Here is a 17,190-nt window from a genome sequence, read left to right as displayed (position 1 = left end):
TCGGTGGCCGGTTCTCGCGGCTACAGCGGGAACCGATGCACCGAACTGCGATCAGTGGGCGTGGCCGTGCCCGTGGCCGTCTTCGGTTTCCGCGGGCTTCTCCACCACGGCACTCTCGGTGGTGAGCACCATGCGGGCGACCGAGGCCGCGTTGATCACGGCCGACCGGGTCACCTTGACCGGGTCCACCACACCGTCGGCGAGCAGATCACCGTAGGTGAGCGTGGCAGCGTTGAAGCCGTCTTTGCCGTCGCCGACCTTGCTGACGACGACAGCGCCGTCGACACCGGCATTGGTGGCGATCCAGTACAGCGGCGCCTTCAGCGCGCCGCGCAGCACCTCGGCGCCGATGGCCTCGTCACCGGACAGTCCGGCGATCAGCCCGTCGAGCTTGGTGCCCGCCTGAACCAGCGCGGTGCCACCACCCGGGACGATGCCTTCTTCGACCGCGGCCTTGGCAGCGCTGACCGCGTCCTCGACCCGGTACTTGCGCTCTTTGAGCGCGGTCTCGGTGGCCGCGCCGACCTGGATCACCGCGACACCGCCGGCCAATTTGGCCAGGCGCTCTTCCAGCTTCTCCCGGTCCCAGTCGGAATCGGTGGCCTCGATCTCGCGGCGCAGCTGGGCGCTGCGGGCGGCGATATCGTCGCCACTGCCCGCACCGTCGATAATCGTGGTGGTGTCCTTGGTGACCACCACCCGCCGCGCGGAGCCCAGCACGTCCAGACCGGAATCGCGCAGATTGATACCGAGATCCGGGTTGACGACCGTGGCCGCGGTGACGACAGCCAGATCGTCGAGGAACGCCTTGCGGCGGTCACCGAAGAACGGCGCCTTGACCGCGACAGCCTTGAGAGTCTTGCGGATCGAGTTGACGACCAGGGTGGACAGCGCCTCACCCTCGACGTCTTCGGCGAGGATCAGCACCGGCTTACCGGATTCGGCGATCTTCTCCAGCAGCGGCAACAAGTCCGGCAGGGAGCTGATCTTCTCGCGGTGCAGCAGGACCAGAGCGTCCTCCAGCACGGCTTCCTGGCTGTCCCCGTCGGTGATGAAGTACGGCGACAGGTAGCCCTTGTCGAACTGCACACCCTCGGTGACGACGAGTTCGGTCTGCAGCGTCGAGGACTCCTCGACGGTGACCACGCCGTCCTTGCCGACCGTGGTCAGCGCCTTGCCGACCATTTCGCCGATGACCTCGTCCCGTGAGGAGACGGTGGCGACCTGGGCGATGGCCTTTTCGCCGTCGACCGGGGTAGCCGCGGCCAGCAGCGCCTCGGAGACCGCGTCGGCGGCCTTGGCCAGGCCCGACCCGATCGCGATCGGGTTGGCACCCGCCGCAATGTTCTTCAGTCCACCGCGCACCAGCGCCTGGGCCAGCACGGTGGCGGTGGTGGTGCCGTCGCCGGCGACATCGTTGGTCTTGGTGGCGACGCTCTTGACCAGCTGGGCGCCGAGATTCTCGAACGGGTCCTCGAGATCGATATCACGCGCGATGGTGACACCGTCGTTGGTGACGGTGGGGCCGCCGAACGATTTGGCCAGCACCACATGCCGGCCACGCGGGCCGAGAGTGACCTTGACCGCATCGGCGAGCTTGTCGACACCGCGCTCCAGTGCCCGGCGAGCCTGCTCGTCGAACCGGATCTGCTTTGGCATATGTCTTCGCTCCTGTATCTGGTGCGCTTCGAGTTGTGTGGCACAACGCACTCCGCCCCGGGCCAGATTTCGACACCGGGGCGGAACGCATGCGCGGGAGTCGAATTACTTGCCGACGACAGCCAGCACGTCGCGCGCGGACAGGATCAGGTATTCCTCACCCTGGTACTTGATCTCGGTACCGCCGTACTTGCTGTAGATGACGGTGTCGCCCTCCTGGACATCCAGCGGGATGCGCTTCTCACCTTCATCGGCCCACCGGCCGGGGCCGACGGCGACAACGGTGCCCTCCTGCGGCTTCTCCTTGGCCGTATCGGGGATGACCAGGCCGGAGGCGGTCGTCGTCTCGGCCTCGTTGGCCTGGACGAGGATCTTGTCCTCGAGCGGCTTGATGTTCACGCTCGCCACGTTGAGCCCTCCACTTTCAGGGGATAACGGTCGTCCGGAACTGTTGTCCCGGACCATCGATTCGGTCACGATGCTGACCCTGCGCAAAGCCCCGTCGTCGCGGGTGCCGGGACCGTCTGCTCAGTAGTCAAGCCTGGCACCGGGCAACAATCGGTGCCGACTAGCACTCTATACATGCGAGTGCCAGCACTCAAGACCGGGCGCTGCCGATATCGTGCCGATCTCGATCGAGTCGACCCCGCTGTCACCAAGACGCCACCCGCTGTGCCTCCCTGGTCGCCGGGTCGGCGGCATATCCGCCGGGTAGGCCGAGACAGAGAGGGCTTCCCAATAATTCGCCGACTCTGTAACGTTCGGATAACAGATCGTGACACCATGTGTGATGGTTGTTCGCGAAGCCACCGTTCACCGCTGACAACGACGGTTTCACGAACACCTTTCGGTATGTCCGGACATCGCCGTCCACCACGACCGCCGCATCCACTCGAAGGGAGGTGAAGAGAGTATGCGCACATCGCTCGGCATCTCGGCCGGCAACGAAGTGGTGTGCTCCGCACTGGTCACCACCGCCACCAACGGCGCGCGCACCTTCGACTACCGGGTGGTATCCGCGGACGCGCATTCCGATCTGGGGGACATCGTCGCCTCGTCCATCGAGTTGATGACGACCCAGCTGCCCGCGAGCCACCCGCACGAGGCGGTTTTCGGTGCCCAGGTTCCGGCGGCCAAGACCTCCGGACTCGATGTGATAGCCGATCGTCCGCCCACCGGCGTCGCGGTCGCCTACCGCAGCAAGGAACAGGCGCAGGCGATCCGGCTCGCCACCGGAAAACACCGCGACCCTCAACTGGTTCCGGAGACCACAGCGGCACTCACCTTCCTGCGCGACACCGGATTACTGGACCGCTACGGCACCGTGGCCGTGGTGGATCTGGGCGCGTCCGGCTGCACCGTCTCGGTGGCCGACCCGGCCGACGGCGCTGTACTGCACACCGCGCGTTCCAGCGCCGTCAGCGGCCGCGCGATCGACGATCTGCTGTACCGGCATCTGGTCGATCAGCACTACGCCCGGCGCGGCACCCGGCCCAATCGCAGCGTGCTGGTGAACCGGGCCCGCACCGCCAAGGAACACCTGTCGGTGACCCAGGCCGTCACCATCGACCACATCGCGGGCCGCCCACTCAAACTCACGCGCACCGATTTCGAATCGCTCACCGCCGCTCTGATGCGCGAACTCGCGCGCTTCGCCTCGATGACCTTCGGCCTGGCCGACCGGGCCCCGGAGGCGGTGGTGGTGATCGGCGGCGGCGCGAACATCCCCGCGGTGCTGGAAACACTGCGCGCCGAACTGGATCTACCGGTGCTCACCGTGCCGGATCCGGACGCGGTGATCGCCAAGGGCGCGGCCCTGCTCGCCGATACCGCGCGGTCCAACGCACCGATCGGCGCCCTGACGTCGGACAAATCCGGGAACACGCTACTCAAGGCGTTCGGCACGGTGGCCGGCGCGATCGTGGTGGTGGGATTGATCATCGGATACGGGGTGAACACCATGGCCCCCAGTTCCGATGAAGAGGTCTCCCCCGCCGGCACCACCAGCAGCGCCCAGTTGCCGACCACCACGACGATCGCTCCGACGACCACGAGCGTGGTGCAGGGCACCACCGAGGAGGTCCCCCAGCAGACCGTGGAGGAACCCGCGGACGCCGGTGAGCCGGGTACGACCTATACCGAGCCGCCGGTGACCGCCGACCCCACCACGGGCGGCTATCCGTCGACCGGAGACACGCCCACGACGTCGGGCGAACCGGCACCGCCGACGAGCACCACACCGTCGGGGACCGAACCGCCGACGCTGCGACCGGATCCGAACCTGCCGCATATCCCGTTCCCGGAGGGTATCGGGCCTGCCCCGTCGCCGCCGCCATCGGACCAACTGCCGACAGACGAACCCTCCACCCCGGATGTTCCGCCGCCGACCGGTTCGCAGCGAACCCAGACAACGCTGGAGATTCCGCCCCCGGCGCCGCGTCCGCGGCTGCCCGGATCCGGTTCGGCGGGATAGTCGATCACCCGGGACGGGGACGCCCAGCAGCCGCGTCCCGGCGGCGCGCCCTGGCGTCCCGGACCGGCTGCCGACGTACTGCGTGGCCTCCGGCTCAGCCCACCTGACTGACCGATACCGGCAGCCCGGGATCGGAAGCCACCGACAACGCCGACGGTGCGGCACCGCCGCCTATCACATGTGCTCCCAGCGCCGCGATCATCACGCCGTTATCGGTGCACAGCCGCGGCTTCGGGATGCGCAATGTCAAACCGGCTGCGGCACAGCGTTCTTCGGCAAGCGAACGGATCCGGGTGTTGGCCGTCGCGCCCCCACCCAGCACCAGGGTGTCCACGCCCACGTCCCCGGCCGCGCGCACCGCTTTCATGGTGAGTACATCGGCGACCGCTTCCTGGAACGAGGCAGCGATATCGGGTATCGGCAGCTGGTCCGGGGCGACACCCTGCCGGGCCTGCGCTTCCACATAGCGCGCGACCGCGGTTTTCAGACCGGAGAAGGAGAAGTCGTAGCGCGGATCACGCGGACCGGTCATTCCGCGCGGGAACGCGATGGCCGCCGGGTCACCGGCGGTCGCGGCCGCGTCCAGGGCCGGACCGCCCGGATAGCCGAGCCCCAGCAGCCGGGCGACCTTGTCGAACGCCTCCCCGGCGGCATCGTCGACCGTACTGCCCAATTCGATCAACGGCTCGGACAGATCTTTCACGTGCAGTAGATGGGTATGCCCGCCGGAGACCAGCAGCGCCACGCACGGCGGCATCGGCCCGTGCTCGAGCGTATCCACCGCGACGTGCCCGCCGAGATGGTTCAGGGCATAGAACGGAATATCCCAGGCCGCCGCATAGGCTTTCGCGGCAGCGACCCCGACCAGCAGCGCGCCGGCCAAACCGGGACCGATCGTCACCGCCAACGCGTCGGGCGCGGCGATCCCCGCCGTCGCCAACGCACGCCGCATCGCCGGCACGATCGCCTCGAGATGTGCCCGCGAAGCGATCTCGGGCACTACACCGCCGAACCGGGCATGTTCGGCGACACTGGAGGCGACCTCGTCGGCCAGGAGGTCACAGCTGCCGTCGGCATTGCGGCGCACGATTCCGACGCCGGTTTCGTCACACGAACTCTCGATTCCCATGACGATCACGACAGCACCCCGTCCGGGGTGCGAGTGCCGAAGACCACGGGGACGTCTTCCAGCGCGGGACGGCGCATCGTGTACGCGTCGGCCCCGCTGGGATGGTAGTAGTTCTTGCGCAGACCGATGATGTGGAAACCGTGTTTGGCATACATCGCGATCGCGGCGGCGTTATCGGTGCGCACCTCGAGGAAGACCGGCCCACCGCGGCGCCCGGCCTCGGTGAGCAGCGCCTCCAGCAGCAACGTGCCGATACCCGCGCGGTGGCACGTCGGATCGACGCCGATGGTGTGCACCTCGGCCTCCGGGTGCTCGGCATCGCCGAGAAGCGCGATCCCCGCGTAGCCCACCATGTTCCCGGCATCGTCGCGGGCGGTGATGTAGCGGTTGTACCGGGCGGCGAGTTCGGAGCGGAACGATACGGCCTGCCACGGATCGTCCTCCGGGAACAGCAGTTGTTCCAGTTCCACGCAACCCGCGATATCGGTCGGCTCCATGGGTTCGATACGAATTCCCGTGGTACGGATTCCCATTGTCACGCTCCCATCCGGTCGAGAGTGCGGTAGCTGCGTTCGACCGCGTCGGGGCGGCGCAAATACAGCGGGACCAGCGGTTCGGGCGATGCACCGGACAGCAGCGCGGACGCCGCCACCTGCACGAGAGCAGCGGGCGAAGGTGTCTGCACGGACAGCGCGGGAAGGTCGAACAGCACGGTATGCGCGGGCGATCCGGCGACCGCGGTCGCCCCGGCCACCGGCAGTTCGCCGGGCTTGCAGACCTCGGGTCCGACGACCCGGGTCCGGCCACCGTCGCGGTAACGCGCGGCGTACACCTCGCGGCGACGTGCGTCGGTGACCACCAGCAATTCATCACCGGGCCCGAGTCCGGCCGCGCATTCGACGGCGATCGCGTCCAGACTGCAGACGCCGTACACCGGGATACCCAGCGCGTCACCGAATGCGGCGGCGGTGGCCAGCCCGACCCGCAAACCGGTGAACGGACCCGGCCCGATACCGGCGACCACAGCCGCGATATCGGTACGCGACACCCCGGCCTCGGTCAGGCATTCCAAGATCTGTGGTGTGAGAGCCTCGGCGTGCGCGCGGGCATCGACGAGCACCCGGGCGGCCAGAGTGCGCGAGAGAGCGGCGTCCGAGGTGTTCGCACCGGCGGCCGCCTGCTCCAGTTCGACAAGGCCCGCCGTGACGGCAGGCGTCGCGGTGTCGACAGCAAGTGCAAGCATGGTCTGGTCAACGATACCGGGTGACCCGCTTCACACGGCGGTGGCGCACGGCGCCCGAACAGCCCGGTTGCCGATTCCGCCCGACCTATCCGGTCTCCGCGGTGTGCACCCACTCCCAAGATGCCGTACGGACTTCGGATTCCGGCTCCCGCGACATTCGCACCAGCAGATGCCGACCGGTGAGCCGCTCCGCCATTCCACTACCCCACTCGACCACCACGACCGCATCGTCGAGTTCGGTGTCCAGATCCAGGGCGTCGAGTTCGTCCAGACTGCCGCCGAGCCGATAGGCGTCGACATGGACCAGCGGTACGGGCAGACCGTCGGCGCGCACACCCGCCGGGTGCCGGCGAGCGATGACGAAAGTCGGCGAACTGACCCGGCCCCCGACGCCCAGACCGGCCGCGATCCCGCGGGTCAGGGCCGTTTTTCCGGCCCCCAGTGGCCCGTCCAGCACCACCAGATCACCTGCTCGGAGTCCGGTGGCCAGTTCCCGCCCGAGACCCTCGGTATCGGCGACCTCCGGAAGTCGGCGCTCGCCGCGGTCAGCCACCGGTCGCCTCCCACCGGCCGTCCTCGCCGACCACACCGGCGCGGATCAGCAACCGGTCCAATGCGGAATTCGTCTCGTCCGGATACTGCAACTGCGGCATATGCGCCGCGTCGGGCAGCCGGACGAGTTCGCAATCGTCCAATTCGCGTGCCAGCACACGGGAATTACGAAAAGGGATGACCAGATCCCGGGTACCGCCGAGGACCAGCGCCGGGGTTTCGCGCAACACCGGCAATGCCGCCGCCTCATCGTGTAATTCGATGGCCTTCAGGAATTTCACGACCGTCTCCACCGGCGTGCGGTCGATCATCATGGTGGCGAACCGCGACAGCGTCGGGCTCACTGGCCCGTGAAACGAACTCACGTGCAGTATCGGCGTGATCACATGCCGCGCGGTGGCCCGCCCGGCCTGCACCAGCGCGGGCGCGGTGTGCACGGCCAGGCGGAATCCGTCGATCGCCGGGTTGCGCAGCAGTTGTCCGATACCCGCGGAGGTCACCTCGGCCGCAGCGGTGGACAGCAGTGCGACGCCACGAACCCGCTGCGCGAACAGTCCGCCGGCGTGCGCGGCCGCGGCGAGCACCGCCATCCCGCCCAGCGAATGTCCGACCAGGATCAACGGTCCTCGCGGTGCCCGGGCGTCGATCACCGTGAGCAGATCCCGGCCGAGCTGGGAGACCGTACAGCTATCGGTTTCCGGTGTGCCCGAACGGCCGTGGCCGCGTAGATCGAACAGCACCAGGCGCACTCGCGAACCCCAGCGTTGCGCCAGGTGGCGTCGCTGGAAATGGAACGACTCCATGCTGTTGCAGAAGCCGTGCACGAAAACCACTGTGGCGTCGGCGTCACCGGACCCCCATTCACGGGTGGCCAGGCACACACCGTCGTCGGCGATCACCTCACCGGCGCGGTCGAGATCGACCAGGGCGAAGTTCTCGTCCCGGTATTCGTCGCGTACGGGGGGCCACAGCACCTTCGCACCGGCCCGGCGCAAAGCGTGCACGCCGGCCATGGCGCCGACCACTCCGGCGGTGGCCAGTCCCCCGCGCAACAGGGTTGTTCGTCGTGTCATCGCGTACCCCCTCGATACCGCCGGTGTACCCGGCCACGCGGCGCGCACACCACCTCGTAGTGGATCGTGCCGAGCAGATCAGCCCAATCCTGGGCTCGGGGCTCGCCGCGGTCACCCGATCCGAACAGGATGGCGGTATCGCCCTCGACGACGCCGTCGGCATTGTCGCCGAGGTCCACCACCAACTGATCCATGCAGACCCGGCCGCGATTCGGGTGACGGCGGCCACCGACCCACACTTCCATCCGCCCGCCGAGCGGACGGAACACACCGTCGGCGTAACCGGCGGGGATCAGCGCGACGTTGGTGTCGGCCGGGGCGATCCATTCATGCCCGTAGGAGATGCCCTCGCCCTTCCGGACTTGTTTGACCAGCGCCACCTCGGCTCGGAACGTCATCGCGGGCCGGAGATCGAATTCGCCGATATCCGGTACGGGGGTGAGGCCGTACACCGCGATACCCGGGCGGACCATATCGAAAGCCAGATCGGGCCGGGTGAGCGTGGCCGCGGAATTGGCCAGGTGCACCAGTTCCGGCTCGAGCCCGTATTCCTTCGCCGCGGCGATGGCGTCGAGGAAGCGGTCGCGCTGTACATCGATGGTCGGGTGATAGGGCTCGTCCGCATGCGCGAGATGGGAGAAGATCGCCCGGAATCGCACGACCTCCTCGTCCACGAGTTTTCGCAGAGCCGCCAGCACCACGGGGTAGACACCCTGCTCTATCCCGTTGCGATTGAGCCCGGTGTCGACCTTGAGGCTCACGACGGCCGGTTCGCCCACTTTCCGGGCGGCCGCGCCGACCGCGGCCAACTGCTCCGCGGAAGAGATCCCGATTTCGATATCGGCGGCGACGGCTGCGGCGTAATCGGAATCACAGATATTGAGCCAGCACAGGATCGGTGCCGTGATCCCGGCCTCACGCAGGGTCACCGCCTCGGCCACCGTGGTGACCCCCAGTTCCGCCGCTCCCGCGGCCAGTGCGGTCCGCGCGACCTCGACAGCGCCGTGGTTGTAACCGTCCGCCTTGACGACCACCATCACTGCGGCGTCGCCTGCGTGCGCACGCAGTACTCCGACGTTGTGTGCGATGGCGTCCAGGTCGACGACTGCTTCCACTTGACCGTTCACACCTGCCGATACTGCCATCTCTGCGGGTGGCCCCGACGGGGGCCACCCGTGGGTCCCGGCGATGCGTATCTCAGGCGGCCGACGCACGTAACGTCGCGATGGCGGCGGGCAGATGACGCTGCAACGGTGACGCCGAGATGGGAGCGGCGGTCCCACCCGGGGTGTCGTGGGCTGCCAGCCCCGCGGCCAGCGCGTGTACCCGAGCTGCGGCCGCCGCGGCGAGAACCGAGTCGCGGCCCGCGGCGAGGAGCGCACCGATCACTCCGGAGAGCACGTCACCTGCTCCGGCCGTGGCGGCCCACGAGCCGCCGGCTTCGTTGACCAGCACCTGGCGGCCCGGCGCGGCGACAAGAGTCGCCCGGCCCTTCAGCAACACAGTGACCTGCCATGATTCGGCGAACTCACGGACCGCGGCGACCCGGTCGGGCCCCGGCTCCACGCCGGTCAGTCTGCGGAACTCCCCGGCATGCGGGGTGAGCACGGTGGGCGCCCGGCGGCCCCGGGCCAAGTCCGGTTCGCTCGCCAGCAGCGTCAGCCCGTCGGCATCGACGACCACCGGAAGATCGGTGGCCAGGATCGCGGCGAGATGATCGCGGGCGGTGCGGCCGGTACCGGAACCGGGGCCGAAGACCCAGGACTGCACCCGCCCGACTTCGGCCGGATCGGATACCGCGATCACCTCGGGATGCTGCGCGAGCACAGCCGACGCGGCGGTGCCCACATAGCGCACCATCCCGGACGTGGCGGCCACCGCGGCACCGGCGCAGAGCACGGCCGCGCCCGGATACGTCGCGCTACCGGCGTGCACACCGGTGACACCCTGCGAGTACTTGTCGTCCGTGGCCTCCGGAACGGGCCAGTCCGCACCCACCGCCGCGGGATCCAGTGCCGCCAGTCCCGCGGCGGGCAGCCGTAAATCGATGGGCACCAGCTCTATCCGGCCGCACCACGGCGCGGCCAGCGCGTGCACCGGTTTGAGAGCGCCGAAGGAGACGGTCACCGCCGCCCGGACAGCCGGACCGGTCACCGCACCCGTATCCGGGTCGACGCCGCTGGGCAGATCGGCGGCGACGATCGGAACATTCAGTTCCGCAACGATTCTCGCCGCTTCCGGGCGCAGCGGGCCGCGCCCCGATATTCCGACGATCCCGTCCACGACCAGATCCGCGCGAGCCGATTCCGCCACTGCCGCAGCTGGATCGATGCACAACTGTCCGCCGGTACGCCGCAACGCAGCCAGTCCGGCCGCATGCGCCCGCGCCGGATTCAGCAGGACCGCCGTCACGGCGACACCCCGCCGGCGCAGCATCGACCCCGCCCACAGCGCGTCGCCGCCGTTGTCGCCCGACCCCACCAGCAGCACGACCGACCGCCCCGCGACTCCGCCGCTGCGAGCACGGAGTTCGGCCGCCACTACGGTCGCCAACCCGTAGGCGGCGCGGCGCATGGGCACTCCGTCGGGAACTCTGGTGAACAATTCGGCCTCGGCGAGGCGCACCTGGTCGGCCGTGTAATAGCCGCGCGGCTGGGTCACCGAACACACCTCCGCAGTTGGACGGGCAGCGATGCCAGCAGACTACGCTTGACCTCCATGCCCCGAGCTCACCGCGCCGTAGTCGTCCCGGTCGCCGGATTCGCCCTGGTCGCGGCACTGTTGTCCGGCTGCGATTCCGGTGGTTCGGCGGAAGGGCCGGCGAAATCCGAAACCTCCGGCGTGCATTCGCAGCGGGAACCGGAGGCCACCGTCACAGTGGAGGTCGAGGAGGACCGCTTCTCACCGACCGATATCACCATCGCCGCCGGCGATACGGTCTCCTGGCATTTCGACGGCGATCTGCCACACGGCGTGCAGGGCATCGGCGACAAGGCGATGGGAATCAACAGCCCGTTGTTCGAGGTGGGCGATTGGAGCCACACCTTCACTCAGCCGGGCGAATACCGCTATCTGTGCCCGATCCACCCGGATATGCGCGGGACGATCACGGTCGAGGAGTGACGGGGGTAACCGGCGAGCCCGCTACCCCCTCAGCTATTCCACGGTGACGGATTTCGCCAGATTTCGCGGTTTGTCCACGTCGTAGCCGCGCGCCTGCGCCACCTCGGCGGCGAAAATCTGCAACGGAACGGTGGACAGCAACGGCTGGTACAGGGTCGGCGCGGAGGGAATCTCGATCAGATCGTCGGCGAACGGCCGCACCAGATCGTCGCCTTCCTCGGCGATCACGATCGTGCGCGCCCCACGGGCTTGGATCTCGCGGATATTGCTCAGCAGCTTGGAGTGCAGCACCCCGCGCCCCTTCGGCGACGGCATCACGATGATCACCGGCAGCCCGCCCTCGATCAGTGCGATCGGACCGTGTTTGAGCTCACCCGCGGCGAAACCCTCCGCGTGCATGTACGCCAGCTCCTTGAGCTTGAGCGCACCCTCGAGCGCCACCGGGTATCCGACATGGCGACCGAGGAACAGGATGGTCCGCTCCCGGGCCAGTTCCCGCGCGATGGCCCGCACCTGCGGCGCCGTTTCCAGCACCTGCTCGACCAGCTTCGGCATCGCCTCGAGCTCGGCGAACTCGCGCGCCACCTCATCGGGGTACTTGGTCCCGCGGGCCTGCGCCAAAGCCAGCCCGACCAGCAGGTTCGCCGTCACCTGTGCCAGGAACGCCTTGGTGGAGGCGACCCCGATCTCCGGCCCCGCCCGGGTGTAGAGCACCGCGTCGGATTCCCGCGGGATCTGCGCGCCGTTGGTATTGCAGACCGCCAGCACCCGAGCCTTCTGGCTCTTGGCGTGCCGGACGGCTTCGAGGGTGTCGGCCGTCTCGCCGGACTGGGAGACCGCCACCACCAGAGTCGAGCGATCCAATACCGGGTCCCGATAACGGAACTCACTGGCCAGCTCTACCTCGACAGGCAGCCGGGTCCAGTGCTCGATGGCGTACTTGGCGACCAGGCCGGAGTGGTAGGCGCTACCGCAGGCCACCACGAAAACCTTCTCCACATCACGCAGTTCCTGATCAGATAGGCGCTGTTCGTCGAGCACGATCCGACCGGCCCGGCTGGGGGTCTGATCGAAATGTCCGATCAGCGTATCGGCGACCGCGCCGGGCTGTTCGTCGATCTCCTTGAGCATGAAGTAGTCGTGGCCGCCCTTCTCGGCGGCGGCCAGATCCCAGTCGATGGTGAACGGCCGGGTGCTCACACCATCGGTGGAACCGTCGAAGTCGGTGACGCGGTAGCCGTCGGCGGTGATGACCACGGCCTGGCCCTCGCCCAGCTCGACCGCTTCGCGGGTGTGCTCGATGAACGCGGTCACATCGGAGGCGATGAACATCTCGTTCTCACCGACACCCACGACCAGCGGGGTCGAATGACGCGCCGCGATGATCTTTCCCGGGTGGTCGGCGTGCGTGAACACCAGCGTGAACGCACCCTCGAGCCGCCGCAGCACCGAGAGCGTGCTGGCCTCGAAATCACCCGCGGTCGGCCCCTCGGCGTATGCCCGGGCGACCAGATGCACGGTGACCTCGGTATCGGTCTCGCTGCGCAGTTCGACCCCGGCGTCCTCGAGTTCACGCCGCAACTGGGCGAAATTCTCGATGATGCCGTTGTGTACCACCGCGACTTTGCCGCTCACATCCTGGTGTGGATGGGCATTACGGTCGGTCGGCGCGCCGTGGGTGGCCCACCGGGTATGCCCCATACCGGCACTGCCCGCGAATTCGTCGACGCTCACGGCCGCCAGAGCCGCTTCCAGATTGCTCAGCCGCCCGGCGCGCCGCTCGACCGCCACGCCGCCGGCACCGTCGAGAATCGCCACACCAGCCGAGTCGTAGCCTCGGTACTCCATGCGGCGCAAGGCAGCGACGACGACGCCCAACGCGTCCCGGTACCCGACGTACCCCACGATTCCGCACATGGCTCCCCAGCCTACTTATCGGCTAACGTTCTCGTCGTGTCGGCGTCTGTGAAATCACTTCTGAGCACTCTGACCAGCCGTGGCCCGCATCGGGTGCTCCGCGGCAATCTTGCCATCGCGGGGCAACCCGGGGTGGTGTACACGCCGGAAACCGGCCGCGACCTACCCGCGGTCGCCTTCGGCCACGGCTGGTTGAACGGTGCCGGTAACTACCGCACGCTGCTCGAACACCTCGCGTCCTGGGGGATCGTGGCGGCGGCACCGAACACCGAGCGCGGCCCGGTGCCTTCCCACCTGAACCTTGCCACCGACCTGATCACCACCCTCGATATCTGCACCGGGGTCCGGCTGGGCGACGGCACTCTCACCGTGCACCCTGACCGCCTGGCCCTGGCCGGGCACGGGATGGGAGCGGGCGCAGCCGTACTCGCCGCGGCGCAGCGCCCGGTGGCCGCGGTGGCTCCGCTGTTCCCCGCACCCACCGCACCCGCCGCCACCTCGGTGGCTGGTGAACTCACCGTCCCGGCCTTGATCCTGGCCGGCGTGAGTGATATCGACTCGCTGAGTTCGGACGCGGTCCCGCTGGCTGCCGCCTGGGGCGGTCCGGTGATCCTGCGCACCCTCGACGGCGCGGGCCCCAACGGTCTCGCCGAGGGCCGCCGCCTGCTGTCCGCGCTCGGCGGCGGCAAACACGAGGAGAAGACCTCCCGCGCCACCCGCGCCCTGCTCACCGGCTACCTGCTCCACACCCTGCTCGGCGACAAAGCCTACAAGCCGCTCGCCGACCCGGAGGCCTCGATCGAACACACACACGTGGTCGACCCGGCGGCTGCCCTGTTGGACCAGGAAGCGAGCCGGCGGGCGGCGGGGACCCCAGACCCGGCTACGGTCGGCAAGCTGGTCCGGTCGCTCCGCAAATAGCGCCTCGCCGGAGACGAACCGTCCGGACGCCCCCTGCCGAGCTGTCTACATGACCGGTTGAAACCAGCGACGTTCCAGCCGGGACAGCAGTGGCACGGAAGCCGGCTTCATCGGTTCGATTCGCGCCCGCGACTTCCGATATCGCAGCGGCGGACACTCACGATATTCGGCACGCCGTTGCGACCCACCGCACGACCTGACAACAGATCACCCCAGCCGGGCCACGCCCCGTCACGACCGCGAATCTCCACCAGCCCGAAAATCAACCCCCCGACACTCGCATGCACCCATTTCCGCAGCAGGATCCGGTTCCCGCCGATGATGGCAAGTGGTATCGGCAGCAGCGCATAGCTGTACGCTTCCGGCATTTCCACCACCAGTTCCAGCACGCCGAACACAAGAATCGAGCCGACCAGCAAGACGAGGTCGATCGACGCGGCACCCACCGACCGCAGTTTGCGTGGCGACGGATATCGCGTATCCCCGTCGGACCCGTGGTATCCCGGCAGAAAATTGGGCGTATCCGTCAACCCGAAGGTATCCCCCAGACTCATCGGATGATGATGACACAGCAGGCGAAGTCGCCCTCGGCGGAATGACCGGTCGCGCCGGAATTGATCGGCTCCGACACCCGTCGTAGGATGCCGAAGCAATTGGCGCTCAGATTCTTTCGTTGCCGGGTCGGGCAAGCTGGAACGTTCTGTGAGGGGGAAGTTGTCGATGGCCGCCGAGATGGATCTGGACGGCGCGATAGCAGGTTTCGCGCGCATGGCCGCCGATGCGGAGCGGAGAGCTCAGCAGTTCGCCGAGTTACAGCAACGGATGACGGCTCTGACGGCGACCGAATCCGGGGCCGGCGGACGAGTCAGCGTCACCGTGGACAGTAGCGGGGTTCCGACAGCGATCGATCTGGCACCGAGTGTGCGGGAGATGGATTCACGTGTGCTGTCCGCCGAGATCCTGACGTGTATGCGGCGAGCGCAAGGAAAGCTTCGGCCGGGCGTGGCCGGACTGGTGCAGGATATCGTCGGCGCAGATCCCGCTGGTGCCGCACTCGTCGACGGCTTCGATCGGCGCTTCCCGGAGCCGGAGACCGGTGCGGCGTCGGCGCAGAACTCCGGTCCGCCGCAAGCCGACCGTCCGCCGCCGCCGGCCGCCGACCCGACTTCCCCTCGGCATCGTCCGACGCCACCCACATGGGGCTCCGCGTTCGCTCAGCAGGCCGCCGACCCGACTTCCTCCCAGCATCGTCCGACGCCACCCACAGGGGGCTCCGCACCACCTCCGGCGCCGCGCAAGCCCGACCGCGATCAGGTCGTCACTCCGGACGAACCCGACGAAGAGGATGAGTACTACCGCCGGAAATCGTGGTTGGAGTGAGCGATGACCGATAATCCTGACAGCGTCTCGGTCGATCCCGAGGAAGTGCGAAATCACGCGGGCAATGTCCAGGCCCTCATGGGCAGCCTGGACAAAAGCCTCGAGGCCGCGAACTATCTCGCATCGGCAGACGATGGATACGGCGCCTGGCTACAGCCACTGATGGCTTGGCTCTTCGAGGACAACCATCAATCGATCGTCGAGCTCATCCGCGCCGCCGGTGAGCGTGCCGCCCAGGTGCCGGAGAAACTGAAGGCGACGGCGACATCCTTCGAAGACGCGGACGGATCGTTCGCCACGACGCTGCAGGGACTGCAGGCAACGATCGGAGAACCCCGATGAGCTTCGACGACGCGGCGCCGCCCGCCAACGAGCTCATCGACAACAGTTCCCATCACAGCAATACGTACTTCCAGGAGGATGTCTCCTGGCTGTCCAATGTCGGGCTCGAAGGAGACCAGAAGACGGGCGGTCTGGGTGTACTCAAAGGCACTGCCGCGGGCGACGCGTGGGATATCTACGGAAACCTGCGAAACGCCGACTACGGTGCGGCGGTCTTCGGTGCAGCCGGTCTGTCGGCGTCCGTTGCCGACGCGGTCAAGGATCCGTTCGGTTTCGCGGGTACCCAGATCGCCAAATGGATGTTGGAGCATATCGAGCCGCTCCGGCAAGCGTACGAGGAGCTGTCCGGCAACCCCACGATCGTGGAGGGGTATATGCGATCGTGGCAGGAGATTTCGAACGAACTCTCCACGATGAAGAACAACTGGCTGAGCACCATAGAGAAGGACATCAGCACTTGGTCCGGTAGTGCGGGCGATGCGTACCGCAGTCATACCGAAGAAGTCCTCATCGGGATCGACACCGCTGCGGCCGCAGCCGCTTCGCTCAGCAAGCAGATGGAGTTGGCGTCGAAAGTCATTGCCATCGTCCGAGATCTGGTGCGCGATATCATCGCGGCTCTGCTCGGCGCGGCCATCGGATACACCATCGAGCTCGCGGTTACCGCAGGCGCCGCGGCGGGACACGTCATCGCCTCGTTCCTGGCGAAGCTCGCAAAGAGCAGCCTGGACACCATGAACTACCTGAAGAAGCTCAAGGACGTGATCTACAGTTTCGGCACGTATCGCGAGCCACTCACCAAAGTCCTCCAAAACTTGCGGCCTCTTATCGAGTCCTGGTGGAACTCCCTGAACAACGAGGGCGAGCAGCCCGCGGCGGCAACGTAGCCGGGCCGGTACTGCTCGCCTTCGTGCCGACCGCGTTCACCGCCGCAGTTCCAGGGTGAACTTCGGCTGCCCGGGCCGGATCAGACGAGCCAGCTGTTACGCCGGTAATACTCGCCCTCTTCGTCTCCGTCGTCGTCGATGGGGGTGACGACATTCCGGCTCTGACGAGCGGCGGCCGCACGAGCAACCGCTTCCTGCTGTTGCCGCAGTTCCTCTGATTGCGTCCTGTGGGCGGGCCGGAGCATTCCGGACTGTTGCTCCTGAGCCGGCCACGGTTCTTCCCGGTGCGGCGATTGCACCTCTTCGGCCTGGCGTTCGCGCGCTTCGGCTTGCTGAAGCGTCCGCCGAATACGCTGAGCCGACTGTTCGACCAACGCCCGATTCTCCGCTGAGATCCGCTGATTCGCGGCGCGCAATTCGTCGAGTCTGGCTGCGCTCCGCCGGTAGACGGTCTCGGCTATCTCATCGATATCCCGGAAACTCATCGGGTC

General features: G+C 67.7%; 18 protein-coding genes. 6 read left to right on the top strand and 12 right to left on the bottom strand.

What is annotated here, in order from left to right; genetic code table 11:
- Positions 1 to 51: 51 nt before the first annotated feature.
- Positions 52 to 1,659: a chaperonin GroEL gene (groL, locus tag OG405_RS00790; protein ID WP_327149720.1), complete on the bottom strand. Its 1,608-nt coding sequence runs from the start codon at positions 1,657 to 1,659 to the stop codon at positions 52 to 54.
- Between the two features lie 105 nt (positions 1,660 to 1,764).
- Positions 1,765 to 2,067, bottom strand: a complete 303-nt coding sequence (gene groES, locus OG405_RS00785; protein WP_327152586.1) for a co-chaperone GroES — start codon at positions 2,065 to 2,067, stop codon at positions 1,765 to 1,767.
- Positions 2,068 to 2,572: 505 nt separating this feature from the next.
- Here groES and OG405_RS00780 point away from each other — a divergent pair.
- Positions 2,573 to 4,132, top strand: a complete 1,560-nt coding sequence (locus tag OG405_RS00780) for an Hsp70 family protein (RefSeq protein WP_327149719.1) — start codon at positions 2,573 to 2,575, stop codon at positions 4,130 to 4,132.
- 94 nt (positions 4,133 to 4,226) lie between these two features.
- Here the strand turns inward: OG405_RS00780 and tsaD are convergent, their stop codons facing one another.
- The 7 genes from tsaD to OG405_RS00745 form a co-directional block, all read right to left on the bottom strand.
- Entirely contained in the window at positions 4,227 to 5,270 is a 1,044-nt protein-coding gene (tsaD, locus tag OG405_RS00775; protein ID WP_327149718.1) for a tRNA (adenosine(37)-N6)-threonylcarbamoyltransferase complex transferase subunit TsaD, read from the bottom strand.
- Positions 5,267 to 5,794: a ribosomal protein S18-alanine N-acetyltransferase gene (gene rimI / locus OG405_RS00770; RefSeq protein WP_327149717.1), complete on the bottom strand. Its 528-nt coding sequence runs from the start codon at positions 5,792 to 5,794 to the stop codon at positions 5,267 to 5,269. The genes tsaD and rimI overlap by 4 nt, the downstream gene beginning before the upstream one ends.
- A gap of 2 nt (positions 5,795 to 5,796) precedes the next feature.
- Positions 5,797 to 6,504: a tRNA (adenosine(37)-N6)-threonylcarbamoyltransferase complex dimerization subunit type 1 TsaB gene (gene tsaB, locus OG405_RS00765; RefSeq protein WP_327149716.1), complete on the bottom strand. Its 708-nt coding sequence runs from the start codon at positions 6,502 to 6,504 to the stop codon at positions 5,797 to 5,799.
- A gap of 85 nt (positions 6,505 to 6,589) precedes the next feature.
- Positions 6,590 to 7,057, bottom strand: a complete 468-nt coding sequence (gene tsaE, locus OG405_RS00760; RefSeq protein WP_327149715.1) for a tRNA (adenosine(37)-N6)-threonylcarbamoyltransferase complex ATPase subunit type 1 TsaE — start codon at positions 7,055 to 7,057, stop codon at positions 6,590 to 6,592.
- Positions 7,050 to 8,129, bottom strand: a complete 1,080-nt coding sequence (locus OG405_RS00755; protein ID WP_327149714.1) for an alpha/beta fold hydrolase — start codon at positions 8,127 to 8,129, stop codon at positions 7,050 to 7,052. The genes tsaE and OG405_RS00755 overlap by 8 nt, the downstream gene beginning before the upstream one ends.
- The gene (gene alr / locus OG405_RS00750) at positions 8,126 to 9,274 is read right to left on the bottom strand and encodes an alanine racemase (RefSeq protein WP_327149713.1); all 1,149 of its coding nucleotides are present in this window, start codon (positions 9,272 to 9,274) and stop codon (positions 8,126 to 8,128) included. The genes OG405_RS00755 and alr overlap by 4 nt, the downstream gene beginning before the upstream one ends.
- Positions 9,275 to 9,326: 52 nt before the next feature.
- Positions 9,327 to 10,790, bottom strand: a complete 1,464-nt coding sequence (locus OG405_RS00745) for an NAD(P)H-hydrate dehydratase (RefSeq protein ID WP_327149712.1) — start codon at positions 10,788 to 10,790, stop codon at positions 9,327 to 9,329.
- Positions 10,791 to 10,847: 57 nt separating this feature from the next.
- On the opposite strand from OG405_RS00745, the gene OG405_RS00740 reads away from it, so the two are divergent.
- Complete coding sequence (locus OG405_RS00740; RefSeq protein WP_327149711.1) at positions 10,848 to 11,252, top strand: cupredoxin domain-containing protein; 405 nt, start codon at positions 10,848 to 10,850, stop codon at positions 11,250 to 11,252.
- Positions 11,253 to 11,285: 33 nt separating this feature from the next.
- On the opposite strand, the gene glmS is transcribed toward OG405_RS00740, so the two are convergent.
- Positions 11,286 to 13,169, bottom strand: coding sequence for a glutamine--fructose-6-phosphate transaminase (isomerizing) (gene glmS / locus OG405_RS00735; protein WP_327149710.1), 1,884 nt, complete (start codon positions 13,167 to 13,169; stop codon positions 11,286 to 11,288).
- A gap of 36 nt (positions 13,170 to 13,205) precedes the next feature.
- Between glmS and OG405_RS00730 the strand changes: the two genes are divergently transcribed.
- Entirely contained in the window at positions 13,206 to 14,090 is an 885-nt protein-coding gene (locus OG405_RS00730; protein ID WP_327149709.1) for a poly(ethylene terephthalate) hydrolase family protein, read from the top strand.
- 107 nt (positions 14,091 to 14,197) lie between these two features.
- On the opposite strand, the gene OG405_RS00725 is transcribed toward OG405_RS00730, so the two are convergent.
- Positions 14,198 to 14,644 (bottom strand): hypothetical protein, encoded by a 447-nt coding sequence (locus OG405_RS00725; RefSeq protein WP_327149708.1) that lies wholly within the window; start codon positions 14,642 to 14,644, stop codon positions 14,198 to 14,200.
- Positions 14,645 to 14,810: 166 nt separating this feature from the next.
- Between OG405_RS00725 and OG405_RS00720 the strand changes: the two genes are divergently transcribed.
- The 3 genes from OG405_RS00720 to OG405_RS00710 are packed head-to-tail and all read left to right on the top strand — an operon-like array spanning position 14,811 to position 16,699.
- Positions 14,811 to 15,470 carry a YbaB/EbfC family nucleoid-associated protein gene (locus tag OG405_RS00720; RefSeq protein ID WP_327149707.1) on the top strand — a complete coding sequence of 220 codons (660 nt, stop codon included), beginning with the start codon at positions 14,811 to 14,813 and terminating at the stop codon, positions 15,468 to 15,470.
- Positions 15,471 to 15,473: 3 nt separating this feature from the next.
- Positions 15,474 to 15,812 carry a type VII secretion target gene (locus OG405_RS00715; RefSeq protein WP_327149706.1) on the top strand — a complete coding sequence of 113 codons (339 nt, stop codon included), beginning with the start codon at positions 15,474 to 15,476 and terminating at the stop codon, positions 15,810 to 15,812.
- The gene (locus OG405_RS00710; protein ID WP_327149705.1) at positions 15,809 to 16,699 is read left to right on the top strand and encodes a hypothetical protein; all 891 of its coding nucleotides are present in this window, start codon (positions 15,809 to 15,811) and stop codon (positions 16,697 to 16,699) included. Before OG405_RS00715 ends, OG405_RS00710 begins: the two co-directional genes overlap by 4 nt.
- A gap of 80 nt (positions 16,700 to 16,779) precedes the next feature.
- Here OG405_RS00710 and OG405_RS00705 read toward each other — a convergent pair whose 3' ends face one another.
- Entirely contained in the window at positions 16,780 to 17,184 is a 405-nt protein-coding gene (locus OG405_RS00705) for a hypothetical protein (protein ID WP_327149704.1), read from the bottom strand.
- Between the last annotated feature and the right edge of the window lie 6 nt (positions 17,185 to 17,190).

The sequence above is a fragment of the Nocardia sp. NBC_01329 genome, from assembly GCF_035956715.1.
Classification (GTDB): Bacteria; Actinomycetota; Actinomycetes; order Mycobacteriales; family Mycobacteriaceae; genus Nocardia.
Note: the sequence above shows the minus strand (reverse complement) of the source record. Positions and strands in the feature narration are given on the sequence as shown.